Source organism: Teichococcus aestuarii (assembly GCF_003116135.1).
In the GTDB taxonomy this organism is placed as follows: domain Bacteria; phylum Pseudomonadota; class Alphaproteobacteria; order Acetobacterales; family Acetobacteraceae; genus Pseudoroseomonas; species Pseudoroseomonas aestuarii.
The window spans coordinates 18502-33535 of sequence record NZ_PDOA01000020.1; the positions used below are offsets into that span (position 1 = coordinate 18502).

General features: G+C 72.1%; 11 protein-coding genes and 1 pseudogene. 3 read left to right on the forward strand and 9 right to left on the reverse strand.

Annotated features, from left to right (window positions below; translation table 11 throughout):
* Position 1: 1 nt before the first annotated feature.
* The 7 genes from CR165_RS20125 to CR165_RS20150 all read right to left on the reverse strand — a co-directional run bounded on the left by CR165_RS20125 (position 2) and on the right by CR165_RS20150 (position 8791).
* On the reverse strand, positions 2-1489 hold the full coding sequence (locus CR165_RS20125; protein WP_109518737.1) for a Y-family DNA polymerase: 1488 nt from the start codon (positions 1487-1489) through the stop codon (positions 2-4).
* Entirely contained in the window at positions 1486-2136 is a 651-nt protein-coding gene (locus tag CR165_RS20130) for an ImuA family protein (RefSeq protein WP_109518738.1), read from the reverse strand. Before CR165_RS20130 ends, CR165_RS20125 begins: the two co-directional genes overlap by 4 nt.
* A 7-nt stretch (positions 2137-2143) precedes the next feature.
* Complete coding sequence (locus CR165_RS24585) at positions 2144-2389, reverse strand: hypothetical protein (RefSeq protein WP_146201950.1); 246 nt, start codon at positions 2387-2389, stop codon at positions 2144-2146.
* Between the two features lie 168 nt (positions 2390-2557).
* Positions 2558-3913, reverse strand: coding sequence for a hypothetical protein (locus tag CR165_RS20135; protein ID WP_109518739.1), 1356 nt, complete (start codon positions 3911-3913; stop codon positions 2558-2560).
* 748 nt (positions 3914-4661) lie between these two features.
* Complete coding sequence (locus tag CR165_RS20140; protein WP_109518740.1) at positions 4662-5834, reverse strand: acyl-CoA dehydrogenase family protein; 1173 nt, start codon at positions 5832-5834, stop codon at positions 4662-4664.
* Positions 5835-5862: 28 nt separating this feature from the next.
* On the reverse strand, positions 5863-7971 hold the full coding sequence (locus CR165_RS20145) for an acetate--CoA ligase family protein (protein ID WP_109518769.1): 2109 nt from the start codon (positions 7969-7971) through the stop codon (positions 5863-5865).
* Positions 7972-7984: 13 nt separating this feature from the next.
* The gene (locus CR165_RS20150) at positions 7985-8791 is read right to left on the reverse strand and encodes an enoyl-CoA hydratase/isomerase family protein (RefSeq protein ID WP_219929802.1); all 807 of its coding nucleotides are present in this window, start codon (positions 8789-8791) and stop codon (positions 7985-7987) included.
* Between the two features lie 122 nt (positions 8792-8913).
* Here CR165_RS20150 and CR165_RS20155 point away from each other — a divergent pair, with 122 nt between their 5' ends.
* Positions 8914-10371 carry an MmgE/PrpD family protein gene (locus tag CR165_RS20155; RefSeq protein WP_181378254.1) on the forward strand — a complete coding sequence of 486 codons (1458 nt, stop codon included), beginning with the start codon at positions 8914-8916 and terminating at the stop codon, positions 10369-10371.
* Between the two features lie 44 nt (positions 10372-10415).
* On the opposite strand, the gene CR165_RS20160 is transcribed toward CR165_RS20155, so the two are convergent.
* A complete protein-coding gene (locus tag CR165_RS20160; RefSeq protein ID WP_109518742.1) occupies positions 10416-11246 on the reverse strand; it encodes a GntR family transcriptional regulator in 831 nt (276 codons plus the stop codon).
* Between the two features lie 99 nt (positions 11247-11345).
* Here CR165_RS20160 and CR165_RS20165 point away from each other — a divergent pair, with 99 nt between their 5' ends.
* Complete coding sequence (locus tag CR165_RS20165; protein ID WP_109518743.1) at positions 11346-12323, forward strand: Bug family tripartite tricarboxylate transporter substrate binding protein; 978 nt, start codon at positions 11346-11348, stop codon at positions 12321-12323.
* 59 nt (positions 12324-12382) lie between these two features.
* A pseudogene (locus CR165_RS26295) lies at positions 12383-12677 on the forward strand (transposase); the annotation flags it as partial.
* 292 nt (positions 12678-12969) lie between these two features.
* Here the strand turns inward: CR165_RS26295 and CR165_RS20170 are convergent.
* Entirely contained in the window at positions 12970-14895 is a 1926-nt protein-coding gene (locus CR165_RS20170; RefSeq protein WP_245906614.1) for a TonB-dependent receptor, read from the reverse strand.
* Positions 14896-15034: the final 139 nt, after the last annotated feature.

Below are 15034 nucleotides of genomic sequence, written 5' to 3' on the forward strand. Positions count from 1 at the left end.
TTCAGGCCAGTTCCCCGTGCAGGAACCAGCGCGGCGCCGCGGCGCCCTCGCGCAGGCGGCAGACCCAGAGCCGCGGCCCCTCGGCGGTCTGCAGGCGGTAGTAGTCGCGCGCCGGGCGGTGCTGGTCCTCGCCCCACCATTCCGGCTCCAGCCGCTCGGGCCCGAGGGCGGCCAGCACCCGGTGCTGGCGCGTGCCCTGGAGGAGTTGCACCGGCACGCCCTCGGGCTCCTCCATCGTCACCGTGACCGGCAGCGGTTCCGCCAGCAGCCGCACCGGGCGGATCGGCCCGCCCCAGCCGGTTGGCACCACCGGCACCGCCTGCGGTGCGGCGGGGGCGGCGGCGTATTCCGGCCAGTGGCTGTCGAGCGGCAGCGGCCGGCTCAGCGCCACGCGCGGCGCGGCGCGGTCGAGCAACTCGGCCAGGGCGGTCAGATCCGCGCCCGCCTCCTCCGGGCCGGTGTGGAGCGGCGCCTGCCGGTGGGCCAGCGGCTCCGTGCCCGTGGCCTCCAGCACCATCCGCTCGAAGCCGAGCTCCGGCATCAGCCGGTCGAGTTTGAGAGCGAAGAGGCGCGCCAGATGCGCCGGGCTGTGCGAGGCGGTGCCGGTGCCGATCGCCAGCTCCTGCACCGCCCGGTCCACCCGGAAGGCGCGCAACACCCACCGCCGGGCGCCCTGGCCGGCGGCGGCCAGCGCCGCGCAGAGCTCGTCGAGCAGCACGGCCAGCACCCGGTCGATGGCCGGGCGGGTGGTGATGGGCTCCAGCAGGTCGCGCAGCGCCATGAAGTCGGGCAATGGGCGGAGGGGGCGGATCGGCCGCGGGCGGGCGCCGGTGGCATCGTCCAGCGCATCCAGCAGGGGGCGGCCGAAGCGGCGGGCCAGCGGCGCGCGCGGCTGGCGCAGCGCATCGCCCAGGCTGTGCAGGCCGAGCCGGGCCAGGCCCTGCAGCGTCGCCGGGGGCAGGCGCAGCGCGGCCAGCGGCAGGGCGGCCAGGATCTCGGGGCCGGCCTCGCCGGGCAGCAGGCACGGCGCCCCTGCGGTGCGGGCCAGGGCGGCGGCGGTGCCCGGCGCGCCGGCGATGGCGCCCCGCACCCGATAGCCACCCGCCGCGAAACTCTGCACCACCGCCGCCAGCAGCGCGGCCTCGCCACCGAACAGCCCGGCGACGCCGGTGACATCGAGCATCAGCCCATCCGTACCGTCCACGGCGGCCAGCGGCGTGAAGCGCATCGCCCACAGCGCCAGGCGGGTGAGCAGCGCGGCATCGGCCGCCGGGCTGGCCTCGAACAGAAGCAGCGCCGGATGGATGGCCTGGGCGTCCGCCACGGCCTGGCCGGGCTGCAGCCCTGTGGCGGCGACGGCGGTGAGCCAGCGGCGCGGGCCGCGGCTGGCCCAGGCCGCGAAGGGCTGCCCGACTAGGGCGGGGTGCTGCCGGCGCAGGCGGTCGAGGGTGAGGTCCGGCAGCGCCAGGGCAAGGTAGCGGCGGCTCACGGCAGAGCCTCCACCTGCAGCGTGCCGCCCTCGTGGCACACCAGCCAGGCGGCGGGCTGGCCGCCGCGGCAGCGCAGCAGCGCCAGCTGCCAGCAGGGGCGCAGGGCAGGGTCAGGGTGGGAGGCCACGCGCCAGCGGCTGGTGGCGCTCGACGGCCCGTGCTCGGCCGCCGCGCGCAGCAGCAGGCCGATGCGGGGGGAGCCCTCCACCGCCAGCTGCAGGCGGCGCGAGGCGGTGAGGTCCAGCACATCGAGCCGCAGCACGGCGCCGCCCAGCCCGGGCGTGCGCAGCGCCTCCTCCAGCAGCCACAGCCCATCGGCGGGTTGCCGGTAGCCGGCCAGCAGCAGCCGTTCGGGCGGCAGGCCGAGGCAATGCAGCCCGGGCGCCCAGGGGGTGTCGGCGGCGGGGGCGATCCACAGCACCGGCCCCGTGGAGCGGCCGAGGATCAGCGCGGCGAAGGCGAAGCCGGCATTGCGGTCGGCCATCTGGATCTCGTGCAGCGCGCCGCGCGCCAGGCCGCCCCCGGGCAGGTGCCGGTCGATGGCAGGGGCCAGGGGCAGGGGCGGGAAGGCCGCGCCGCCGCCGCCGCGCTCCATCCGGGCCAGCTGGTCCCGCAGCGCCTCGAGCCGGGCCTCGGAGGGAGCCACGGCACCCTCAGCCGGCGCTGTGCAGCCGGTCGGGCGGCCGTTTGAGGATCAGGAAGCCGGCACGCTCGAGGTGCTGCACCAGGTGCTCGGCGGCGAGGCTGGCGACCAGGGGCCCGCCCGAAGGCCTTGGCCGGCCGCGCTCGTCGTAGCGCAGCGCATAGGCCAAAGCCTCCGCCACCTCATCGGCAAGGGCAGGGGAGAAGCCCGAGGGCAGGGGCAGCGGACGCGCAGCGTCAGGATCAAGGTCAGCCATGAGGCGACGCTAAAGGCGAATCGCAGAACGAATCAAGAACAAAGACTTGATTGACAGCGGAAGCAGGGCTTTGGTGGGAGATAGCCCCTTGCTCCTGCTCCACAGTTCCGCCTCTGCACGGCCACGGGCCAGTGCTGGAAGACAGGGCGCACCGCCCCCTTCTGGGGCTCAGGCCGATCCCGGCGGACGGCTGACCAGCGGCACGATCGCCTCCAGCAGCGCCGGCATCTCGGTGGCCGGCAGCGGCAGGCGCTCCGCCTCCAGCGTGATCTCGTCCAGCAGCCGGCCCGAGCGGGTATAGAGCGTGAGATGCAACTGCCCTTCCTCGGCACGCGGCAGACAGACCACCTCCTCCTCCAGCGCTTCCTGCCGAGCGACCGCGACGAAGTCCTGGATTTCCCGCAATACGCTGCTCTGCTCTCCCGCCTCCTCCAGGAAGTCGGCGATCTCGGCCCCCGTCTCGGAGAGCGGCACCAGCGCCAGCGGCACGCAGCCGCCGAAGGCCTGGAAGGCCATGCCGCGCCAGCGGTCGAACGCCTCCGCCAGGGCCGCCTCCTCTGGCGTGGGCGGGGCGTCCTCGTCGGCGGGCTCGGGCAGCCCGGCCCCGGCGATCTCCTCCCAGAGCGGCACGTCCCAGTCGAGTTGCAGGCCCAGCAGCACGCCGAACCCACCCTGCGCCAGCGCCTCGGGAGCGGCCGGCGGCAGCGCGGCCGGCGCCTCGCCCGCCACCAGGGCCAGCAGCGTCTGGCGGGCCTCGACGGGGGTCAGCGCGGCAATGGCCTCCGGCACGTACCAGTGCGGCAGCAGGTGCAGGGAGGCCGCCTCCGGCAGCGCGCCGCAGGCCAGGAAGCTCTCCGCCAGCGCCGCCGGGTCGGGCAGCGCGTCGGGCGGGAGGGCCACGGGCAGCGACACCAGCCCGGCCCAGCCGGACGGGCCCACCGGCGCCGCCTCGGCCAGCGCCAGAAGCTCCAGCGAGAGATCCTCGGCCGCCTCCTCGCCATGGCGCTGCGCCACCTTGCGCACCGCCTGCTCCAGCACGCCGTCGCGCCCCTGGGCGATCAGGGCTTCGGCGCAGGCCTCGAAGGCGGCGCCATCCTCGCTGGCGAAGAGCCGCACCAGCCGGTCGGCCGGGGTGCCGGCACCCTTCTCCGGGCGCAATGGAGCCGGAGCCTCCACGCCGATCCGCCGCAGGGCCTCGGCGCCGTGCAGCAGGCGGCTGCGGTCGCGCCAGGCGGCAGGGCCACCGGCGCCGTCCTGCCACGCATCCCGCCAGCGCCGGGCGGCGGCCCGGTCGGCATGCTGCACCAGCACCACCACGCCCTGCCGCAGCATCTCGGCGGCCACGGCGCGGTTGGCCTCCTGCAGCACCGCCAGCGGCACCTCGCCGCCGGGCCGCATCAGGTCCAGCGTCTCGGCATCCGGGTAGTGGGTCAGCACCACGGACCGCAGCTCCGGCGCCAGGTCGCGGGCCCTGGAGCGGGCCGTCGTCACGACCTCACGCCAGGAATCATCGGCTGGTGCCATATTGCGGTCTCCGGAAATCTTCTTGTGGGTTGGCAGCCTTAACGCCGACAGCCCAGGCACACCATGGCTGCTGCGAATCATGGAGCCTGGAGAATCAGGGGGCCTGGGGTGGATCGTCATCCGGGCACCAAGGAATGCAGGCCGCGGCGCGGACCATCGCCTGCGAGACCTCCAGCCGTACAAAACTGCCTCAATGCCAGGCTCGCTCCCAGGCAGACGATCCTCCATCCCCGCTCTGGGAAGCGCTCCTGGTCAGTGAGACGCTGGCGGGGCAGTTCCATCTCCCGGCCATAGGTCTCTCGCCAAAGGAAGCCCAGTTCCGCCCGCTGCAGGGTTTCCGGTACGCCGGTGGACCGGGCGCGTGGCTGCCCTGCCGTGGCGTCCCCGTTCCAGCGGCAGCCGCGCGCCTTGAGGCGGTCCTTGGCCTCTCAAAAGGTGCCTCCACCGCCCAGATGCGCCAGGAGGCCTGGCGGGCGGCCCTCAGCAGGCGCGCAGCTCCGTCACGCCGGAAGTGGGGCAGCGGCCTTCAGGATCGCCAGCGTCGCGCGCAGTCATGCAGCGCCCTGTGCCCGCCGAAGAACAGCCCGCAGCGCATGGCGAGATAGCCGAGCCGCGTGCCCTCGAGCCTCCTGGCCGCCCAGTCCTCGGCGGCAGAGACGCTCGTATGAGATGCCGCCCCTGCTGCGGCTCCGGGGCGCGGTGCCGCCGTTGCTGCGCCATTCCCAGGGCGGCACCGGCGCGCTGGCGGTCAGGACCGACTGCCGCGCGACTTCAGCATGCGCCGTGCGATCGCCATGCGATGCACCTCCGTCGGGCCTTCATAGATCCGCATCAGCCGGACCTGCTGGTAGAAAAGCTGCAACGGCAGCTCCCGCGTCATTCCCATCGCGCCGTGGCACTGCATGGCCTGGTCCAGCACCTCCTGCGCCGTCTCCGTGGCGAAGACCTTGATCATGGAAGCTTCGTGGCGCACATCCCCGCCGGCATCCAGTGTCCTCGCAGCGGCCTGCACCATCAGCCGCAGGGCGTGCATGCGGATTCCCGCATCGGCGATCCACCACTGGATGGCCTGGCGGTCCGCCAGCTTCACGCCGAAGGTCGCGCGGTTGTTGGCCTGGTCGATCATCATCTCCAGCGCGCGGCCGATGATGCCCACGCAGCGCGCGCCCACCTGCAGGCGGCGGATGTTCAGCCGCAGCTGCATCGGCGCGTAGCCGCGCCCGAGCTCGCCCAGCACCTGGCTCTCCGGCACGCGGCAATCCTCGAAGACCAGCTCATAGGTCTTCTTGCCGCCGATCATCGCGATCTCGCGCTCGATGATGAAGCCCGGCGTGTCCTTCTCCACGATGAAGGCGGTGACGCCCTCCTCGCGCTTCCCCTCGCCGGTGCGCGCCATCAGGATGATGAAGTCGCAATAGGGCACGCGGCTGACCCAGATCTTGCGGCCGTTGATCACCCAGTCCGAGCCGTCCTTCACCGCGCGGGTGATCATGCCCGCCGGGTCGCCGCCCGCCCCGGGCTCGGAGATGGCGATGCAGGACTTCATGCGCCCCTCGGCATAGGGGACCATGTACTTCTCGCGCTGCTCCGGCGTCGCCACGGCCTTGAGCATGTGCAGGTTCGGGCTGTCCGGCGGGAACTCGAAGGGCGTGATGGTGCGGGAGACCTCCTCCTCCACCATCAGCCGGTCCAGCGCGGAGAGGTTCACGCCGCCCATCTCCTCCGGCACGTCGAGGCCCCAGAGGCCGAGCTCCCGGCATTTCTCCAGCAGCGGCGCCTCCTCCTCCGGCAGCAGCCGGTAGCTGCCGGTCTCCGCCTCGCGCTTCAGCACGGCGGCTTCCAGCGGCATCAGCTCGCGCTCGACGAAGCGCTGGACGAGATCCTGCAGCATGCGGCTCTCGTCGTTCATCATCATGTCCATGGGCGTTCCTCGTTTCCCTGCGGCGCGCTCAGCCCGGCACGACCAGGCCATCGACGGCGACGGCGCCCTGACCTTCGGGGCGCACGATGAGCGGGTTGATCTCCGCCTCGGCCACCATCTCCCGCGGCAGCGCGGCCAGCAGCGAGAGGGCGCGGATCGCCGCCGCCAGGGCCGGCACGTCGCCGCGCGGCAGGTTGCGGTAGCCCTCGATGGCGCGCAGCTCGGGGATGGCCGCGATCATCTCCTGTGCCGTCTCCGGCGAGACGGGCGCCAGCCGCACGGCGGTGCGGCGCGACAGCTCGGCGGTGACGCCGCCGAGGCCCAGCACCACCACGGGCCCCACCTCCGGGTCGTGCCGGTAGCCCAGGATCACCTCGGCGAGGCCCTGCTGCATCGGCGCCACCAGCACCCCCTCCAGCTTGGCAGCGGGAAAGGCCGCGCGGGCGCGTGCCAGGATCTCCGTCACGGCCGCCGCGATCTCCGGCCCGCGCAGGCCGAGCCGCACCAGCCCCGCATCGGTCTTGTGGGCGATGTCGGGCGAGACGATCTTCACCGCGGCCGGCCCCTCGATGCCGCGGGCCTCCGCCGCATCCGCCACGATCCGGCTGCCGGGGCCCTCTATGCCCAGCGCCACGAAGACGGCGCAAGCCTCCGCCTCGTTCAGCCGGCGCGGGCCATAGTCCTGCAGCAGCGCCCGCGCGCCAGCCGCCGCCGGGTCCGGCGCCTCCAGGCCGCGCGGCGCGCGCCAGGAGAGGTAGGCGTTCAGCGCGTCGGCGCAGGTCTCCGGCGTGCGGAAGCCGGCGACCCCGGCCGCGTCGCAGATCGCCAGCGCCGCATCGGCCTGCGGCGCGCAGAAGACGGCAAGCGGCTTGCTGCCGTCATAGACGGAGAGGATGTTCTCCTCCACCTGGGTGGGGCGCAGCCGCGCGGTGGAGCCGAGCACCGCCACCACGGCGTCGCAATGCTCGCCCGCCACGATCTCCTTCAGCACGGTGGTGTACTGCCCCTTGCCGCCGCCCATCGGCAGGTCAATCAGCGGCGAGTCCGACACCTCGATCCCCTGCCCCGCCAGCCGCGCCCGCATTGCCTCCGGCGGCGGCGCCACCTCAATGCCGAGAGAGCCCAGCCGGTCCACCACCATCGCGGCGCCGCCGCCCGTGCCGGTGAGCACGGCCACCCGGCGGCCCTTCGGCGGGCGCCGGCCCATCACCAGGCGCGGCAGCTCCACCAGCCCCTCCAGCGTGTCGACGCGCAGGATGCCGTTCTCGCGGAAGAAGGTGTCGGCCAGCTCGTCGCCGCCCACCATGGCGCCGGTGTGCGAGACGGCGATGCGCCGCCCGACCTCCGAGCGGCCGAGCTTGTAGGCGATCACCGGCTTGCCCAGCGCATGGGCGCGCCGCGCGGCGCGGGCCAGCGCCTCGGCGTCCCGCAGCGTCTCGAGGAACAGCAGCACCGCCTCGGTCGCCGCGTCCTCCACCATCAGCGATGCGATCTCGCCCACGCCAAGGTCGCATTCATTGCCGACGGAGACGAGCTTGGAGAAGGACAGGCCGCGCGTGCGGCAGCGTGACAGCAGGGCGCCCATCATGCTGCCGCTCTGCGAGATCAGGCCGAGCGGCCCCGGCTCCAGCGGCTCCGCCTCGACGGCGGCGTTGTTGGTGATGGGCACGCCATCGGTGACATTGACAAGGCCGAGGCAGTTGGGCCCGACCAGCCGCACGCCGCCCTCGCGGGCCAGCGCCACCAGCCGCTCCTGACGTTGCCGCCCGGCCTCCCCCATCTCGGCGAAGCCGGCGCTGTAGATGGTGGCCACCCGCACGCCCCGCTCCGCGCAGCCGGCGATGGCCTGCTCCACCGCCGGCGGCGGCACCATGAGGAAGGCATGGTCCACCGGCCCCGGCACGTCCCGGATGTCCGGATAGGCCGTCTCGCCGAAGATCTCGCGCCGGCCGGGGTTCACCGGCAGGATGCGGCCGCGGTAGCCGGCCTTCTGCAGCACGCGCTGGGCGCGCGAGGTGTTCTTCGCCGGGTCCGCCGAGGCGCCGATCAGCGCGATGCTGCGCGGGCGGAACAGGGCATCGGCCAGCGTCTGGCCGGGGGCGTGCGGTGGGGCATCCGCCGCGAGAGTCTGGTCCATCATCGGGTCTCCCTCAGCGTCCCTGGAAATCCGGCAGGCGGCGCTCGGCCATGGCGCGGCGGCCCTCGGCGAAATCCTCCATCCGGCGCTGCCACACCTGCTGCTCGAATTCGCGCTCGATGGCCTGGTCGAACAGGTCGGGCAGGCCGCGGCGCAGCGTGGCGCGCACGCTCTGCACCGCCTGCGGCTGCGAGTGGCCGATCTCCTCGGCCAGCGCCTGCGCCGCGCCCAGCACCTCGGCCTGCGGCACCAGCTCGTCCAGCAGCCCGATCCGCAGCGCCTCGGCGCCGTCGATGCGGCGGCCGGTGTAGAACAGCAGCGCCGCCTTCTGCGCGCCGATCAGCCGCGGCAGGGTGGCCGAGAGGCCAAAGCCCGGGTGGAAGCCGAGCCGGGTGAAATTGGCGGCGAAGCGCGCCTCGGCGCAGCCGATGCGGAAATCCGCCACCACCGCGAGGCCAAGCCCGGCGCCGATGGCCGCGCCCTGGATGGCGGCGACGACCGGCTTGCGGCCGCGCAGCAGCCGCGCCGCCTGACGGTAGAGCGTCTCGCCCGGCGCGTCGGGCGGCGTGTCGAGGCCGCCGGAATCGCCGCCCGAGAAATCGGCGCCGGCGCAGAAATGCCGGCCGGCGCCGGCCAGCACCACGGCCCGCACGCTGTCATCGGCATCGAGGGCCGCCATCGCCTCGGCCAGGAGCACGACCAGCGCGCGGTCGATGTGGTTGTTGGGCGGGCGGCTGAAGGTGAGCGTCGCCACACGGCCCTGACGTTCGATGGCCAGCGGCGGGGCGTCGCCCGCCCTCCGCGGCATATCCCGCTCCATGCTTCTCTCCCTCGCCGGCCGCCGGGGCGCCCGGCGGGGCGCTTGCGGCGGGCTTCGGGTTCTTATAGTGTTGTACGTACAACATGACAATGGCCCATCGGGGCCGGATGGGAGACGCCCGCATGGACCTCGACACCCCCCTCGCCCCCGCCACAGCCAGCCGGCCCGGCACCGCCGGCCCCACAGCGCGCCTGGCCGGCTTCGCCGCCGGGCTGCGCTACGCCGCGATCGACGAGGCCGCGCGCCAGGCCGCGCGGCGCCACCTCATCGACACGCTCGGCGCCATGATCGCCGGCGCCGGGCAGGAGGCCACCACATCCGGACGCAACGCCATGCGGGCAGCGGGCGTGGGTGCCGGCATGGTGCCGGTGCCGGGCCTCGGCGAGTGCTACGACGCCCTCAGCGCCGCCTGGCTGGGCGGCACCAGCGCGCATGGGCTGGAGCTGGATGACGGCCACCGGCCGGGCTCGGTGCATCCCGGCGCGGTGGTGGTGCCGGCCTCGGTCAGCCTCGCCTTCCTGCGCCACTCGACCGGTGAAGAACTGCTGACCGCCATTGTCGCGGGCTACGAGGCCTGCTGCCGCATCGCCGCCGCCAGCCATCCGCGCGCCCGCTGGCGCGGCTTCCACAACACCGGCACCGCCGGCGTCTTCGGCGCGGCGGTCGCCGGCGCCTCCCTCATGCGGATGGACGCCGCGGCGGTGGAGAACGCCATCGGCACCGCCGCCTCCTATGCCGCCGGCCTGTTCACCTTCCTCGGCGGCGGCGACGTCAAGCGCACCCATCCCGGCCATGCGGCGCGCGAGGGGCTGATGGCGGCGCTGCTCACCGAGGCCGGGCTGCCCGCCCCGCGCGGCGCGCTGGAGATGAAGGAAGGCTTCTTCCACGCCTATGCGGGCGGTGACACCGGCGCCTTCGACGGCGCGGCGATCGACCTGATGAGTGCTGGCGGCCATCACCCGGACAGCCTCCTCGCGGTCGCCAACTGCTACATCAAGCCCTATGCCTGCTGCCGCCACATCCATCCCGGCATCGATGCCGTGCTGGCCATCCTGCGGGAGGAGGGGATGACGGCGGAGGCGGTGGAGCGGGTCGAGATCGGCACCTACGCCATCGCCGCCACGCATGGCGCGGTGGGGTGGTCGGAGATGACCACGGCGCAGATGAGCTTCCCCTTCGTCATCGCCACGGCGCTGCGCGCGGGCCGCGTCAGCCTCGCCGATTTCAGCGCCGCGCACCGGGCCGACCCGGAGACGCTGGCCCTCGCCGGGCGCGTCTCGGTGGTCGTCGACCCGGGCTGCGAGGCCGACTATCCGTCTAAGCGCAGCGCCCATGTGACCGTGACCACCCGGGACGGCCGCCGGCTGCACCGCTACGTGCCCGAGCCCTTCGGCGGCGCCCGCAACCGCCTCTCCGATGATGGGATCAGCGCGAAGTTCCTGGACCTCGCCGCCCCCGTGCTCGGCGCCGCGGCGGCGGAGGCCGTGCTCGGCCGGCTCTGGCGGATCGACCAGGTCGATGATGTCGCGCCCATCCTCGAGGCCGCCGCGCTGGCCGGGGGCGGCGGCCGCAGCGTCTAGCGCCCCGTTCGCGCGAAGGCGACGGCCGGGCGGAGGAGGCCGCCCTAGCCTTCGCCCTCCGGCGCGCCGAGGCGGAGCGCGTAGGCGAAGCGGTCCGCGGCGGCGTGGTGGTTCTCGGTGGCCTCCAGCAGCCGGCCATCCGCCGCCAGGAAGCGCCGCCGGATATGCAGGCCGGGCGAGCCGGCCGGCACCGCCAGCAGCTCCGCCACAGGGGCCGGCAGGCTGATGGCGGTGATCTCCTGCAGCACCTCGGCCACCGCCACGCCCATCCGCTGCCCGATCAGCCGGTAGGCGGGCGTCGTCACCAGCTCGGGCAGCGTCGTCACGGCGGCGAACTCGGCCGCCACGTGCAGGTCCACCACGGAGATCGGCGGGCGGCTCCGGTCCTCCGGCCAGCGCAGGCCGCGCAGGTGCACCCAGCGGCTGCCAGCCTCGGCGCCGATCCGTGCGGCGTGGGCGGCATCCGCCGTCACCGTCTCGCGCGAGAGCAGTTCCAGCCGGGTGGGCGTCGCATAGCCCATCACGTCCGTGACGGAGCGCACCGCCAGCACGTAGTCGCTGCGCGGCTGGTCGGCGATGACGCGCGTGCCGACCCCCTGGGCACCGGCGACGAGGCCCAGCTCGCGCAGCCGCCGCAGCGCCTGCCGGATGGTGGACCGGCTGACGGCGAAGTGCTCGGCGAGTTCCTGCTCGGTGGGCAGCAGCGAGCCGACGGGCCGCCCCTTGTCCAGGATCTCGCCCGCCAGGGTGGCGGCCACGCTCGCATAGCGCGGCTGGGCGCTGGACAGCAGCTGGCTGACCGCGGGTGAGAGCGGGGCGGAGCGCGCTTCCCGGGCGGGAAGCGAGGGACGGATCGGGAGCTTGCTTCTCGACATGCTTGGTTGACTTGTCTCTCTAAGCCTAGATACGGTTGTTCGTACAAGAGCACAACAGGCCGGCACTGCCTGTCGAAGTGCCTTCAGCGGAGGATCTCCATGACAGTCTCCATCAGCCGCCGTGGCCTAATCGGCGGCCTCTCCGGCCTCGCCCTTCCTGCCCTGTGGGCCCGGCCCGCCCAGGCGAAATGGCCGGACCGGCCGATCCGCCTGGTGGTTCCCTACACGCCGGGCGGCAGCAATGACGCGCTGGCCCGGCCGCTGGCCGAGGCGCTGCAGGGCACGCTGGGCAAGCCGGTCATCGTCGAGAACCGCCCGGGCGCCGGCAGCACGCTCGGCGCCGGCTTCGTCGCAAATTCGCCGCCCGACGGCTACACGTTTCTCCTCGCCTCGACCTCTTTCGCGACCAGCTCCACCTATCTCAAGACCCCCTACGACGCGCTGGAGAGCTTCGATCCCGTGGCGCGCATCTGCCTGGCCCCCATGCTGATCGTGACCAAGCCGAACGGCTTCCCGGACATGCGCACCCTGGTGGGGGCGGCGCGGGAGGGTGCCGGGCGGGTGCAATACGCCATGGCCGGCATGGGGGCGGTGGGCCACTTCACCATGGAGGCGTTCAACGCCGCCGCCGGGCTGAGCATGGAGCCGGTGCCCTATTCCGGGATCTCGCCCGCGCAGGCGGACCTGCTGGCGGGGCGGGTGGACATCATGGTGACGACGCTGGCCTCCATCAGCAACCTCGTCACCAGCAACCAGGTCCCCGTGCTCGCCTATACCAGCAGCGAGAGGATGAGCTACGCGCCGCAGATCCCGACGGTGAAGGAGGCGACCGGCATCGACTTCGCCGTGGATGTCTGGTGGGGCGTGCTGGCGCCGAAGGGGACCCCGGCTCCCATCCGGGAGGAGTTGCACGGTGCCATCAACCAGATCATCGGGACTGAGCGCTACACGAAGTTCCTGGCGCTCGAAGGAGCGAAGCCCATGCCGCAGAGCATGGCGGAGTTCGGCTCCTTCGTCGCGGCTGATATCGCCCGCTGGCGGAAGCTGGCGCAGGATGCGCGCATAAAGGCCAGTTGACGCAACTCAACATTTACGGTGCCTTTCAAAACCTGGGCAGATGGCAGGGCCGCACAGATCTGAGTGGCAGGGCGAAGCCCCTGATCTCAGATGAACTCTGGCCGGTGATCGAGCCGCTGCTACCGCCGGAGGAATCCAAGCCACGAAAGGCGGGCGACCGGCGGTACCTCCCCGAGCCGCCTTGAGCGGCATCCCCTTTGTTCTCCGCTCGGCATATCGCGGGAGAGGGGCTGCGGATCTGGCATCACCTGCTGGCGGGGCTGGCAGGAGACTGGTGTGTGGGACCGGCTGCACCATGAGTTGCTGCTGCGGCGCTTGCGCCATGCGGACCGCATCGGCTGGAGCCGCGCAGCGCGTCCATTGCAGCCAAGAGGGAGCGCCGGAACAGGCCGCGAACCCGGTGGATCGCGGCCAGGCGGGCATCGAGCGCCACCTCGTCATCGGCCGGCGCCTGCCTGCTGCAGGAAACCCGGGCGACCCCGTCGCAGACCAGACAAGCTATACGCTACGAGCGCAGGATTGACATCCACCATGCCTTCGCCGCGCTCGCCTGCTTCCTTATCTGCCCCAAGGTACTGCAGGGCAGGTTTCGAAAAGCGATGTATGCCGCTGCGCAAGACAGTCAGTTTAAAATATGGCTGTCAGGCTAGAAATCGAAGGAAGCGGATACAATGAAAGTACGCGGGGACCCTACGGTGACGAAGTTACCGGTAGTGAGCCAGTAATTTTCTCCGAAGGCATTCTCCAGGTTGGCACGCAGCGTAACCGGCTTGTTGGAGATTTCCGTCGTATAGCGGGCGCCGAAATCCACGCGTGTCCAGCTGTCGAAGCGCAGCGTATTGGCGGTGTTCAGGTAGGCGCCCGAGGTGTAGATCAGGCGGCTGTTCAGGGCGAGGCCGGTCACCCCCGGCACGTCCCAGTCCAGGGCACCCGAGAAGGTCTTGTCCGGCACGCCTGCGGCGTCGTTGCCACGCTCGGCAGGGTTGGTGGGGTTGGTCAGCTCGGGCTTGAGGAAGGTCGCACTGGCCAGGGCGCGCAACCCCGGCACGACCTCGCCATAGGCGGAGAGTTCCACGCCCCTGTTCCGCTGCTCGCCGTCATAGGCGAGATTGTTCTCGGGCGTGCGGATCGAGTTTGGCCGGGCGATCTGGAACACCGAGGCGACGGTGGTGATACGGCCCCAATCCACCTTCACGCCGGCCTCGTACTGCTCGGACTTGTAGGGGGCGAGGACCTCGCCGGTGTTATCGTAGCCAGCCCCGACGATGGTTCCGCGCGTCAGGCCCTGCGCGTAGTTCGCGTAGAGGGAGACGTTCTGCCAGGGCTTCACCACCAGCCCGAAGAGCGGTGTCGTCGCATCCGCGTCGTACCGGCTTGTCCGCGCCTGGGTTGCGGTGTTGTAGCTGTTGACCTCCACGTTCTGGAAGCGGACGCCGCCGGTCAGCAGCACCCGGTCGTTCAGGAAGGACAGGGTGTCGGCCACCGCCAGGCTCGAGAATTCCGTCAGTGACGCCCGCCGCGGATCGGTGCGCGGGGCGGTGATGGGCGGCAGCGGCGCCGGGTTGTAGATGTTGGAGGGATAGCCGGTGGAGGAGGGGATGTAGGCGTTGCCCGCCTCCTGCCGTAGGCCCGAATAGCCGATGTTGAGGGTGTGGCCGATGCCCAGCGTGTTGAAGCGGACATTGGCGCCCACGGTGCCGCTCACGGTCTCGCTGTAGGAATCGTAGTAGGAATTGGTGAGCGGGAAGTTGCCGAGCGCATTGGCGCCGCCGGGGCGGGAGTCGGGGAAGGTCTGCTCATTCCACCCGTCGCGGTAGCCGATGGCGGCATAGGCGGTCACCGAGTCCGTCACATCGTACTCGACCCGGGTGGCTATGGTGCTGTCCTGCTGGCGCAGGCTGGTGCCGGGATACCAATTGCTGCGCGCGTCCGGCGGAGACGGGATGTAGGCGATGGTGGGCAGCAGGGTGAGCTGCGGGCGGAAGTTCTTCGTGTCGTCACGCTGGAAGATGCCGTCGACAGACCAGCGCAGCCGGTCGCCGCGGTAGTCCAGCCCCAACGCGGCGAGGCCGCTGCGCAGGTTGCCATCGTCGATCGAAGCCTCGCCATCGCGATACAGGCCGTTGAAGCGCACGCCCCACTCGTTGTTCGCCCCGTAGCGGCGGGCCACATCGGCCTGGATGCCGAAATTGCCGTCGCTCATGAAGGTCGGCGTCAGGCGGGTCAGGGGCTGATCGCCGGCACGCTTGGTGATGATGTTGATGCCGCCGCCGATGCTGCCGCCCGGCGAGATGCCGTTGATGAACGCGCCAGGCCCTCTGAGGAGCTCGATCCGCTCGATATACGCCGCCTGGGCGCGGTTGGAGGAGATCAGGCCGTACAGGCCGTTCAGGCCGACATCCTGGCTGCCGACCTGGAAGCCGCGGATCGAGAAGGTATCGTCGAAGCCGTTGCTGCCGGTCGTGAGGCGGACGGAGGAATCATTGATCAGCGTATCGGCCGCGGTCCGGCCTTGCTGGTTCTCGATCAGTTCGGATGTGTAGCTGGTGGTGCTGAAGGGCGAGTCCAGCACGCTCCTGGCACCCAGCAGGCCCAGCGATCCACCTTGCGCGACCTGGCCACCCGCATATAGCGGCGGCAACGCCGCCGGTGCAGCGTCAGTCGTGACATTCAAGGTTGGCAGCGTGATCACGCCAGGTGTAGAGCCGGTC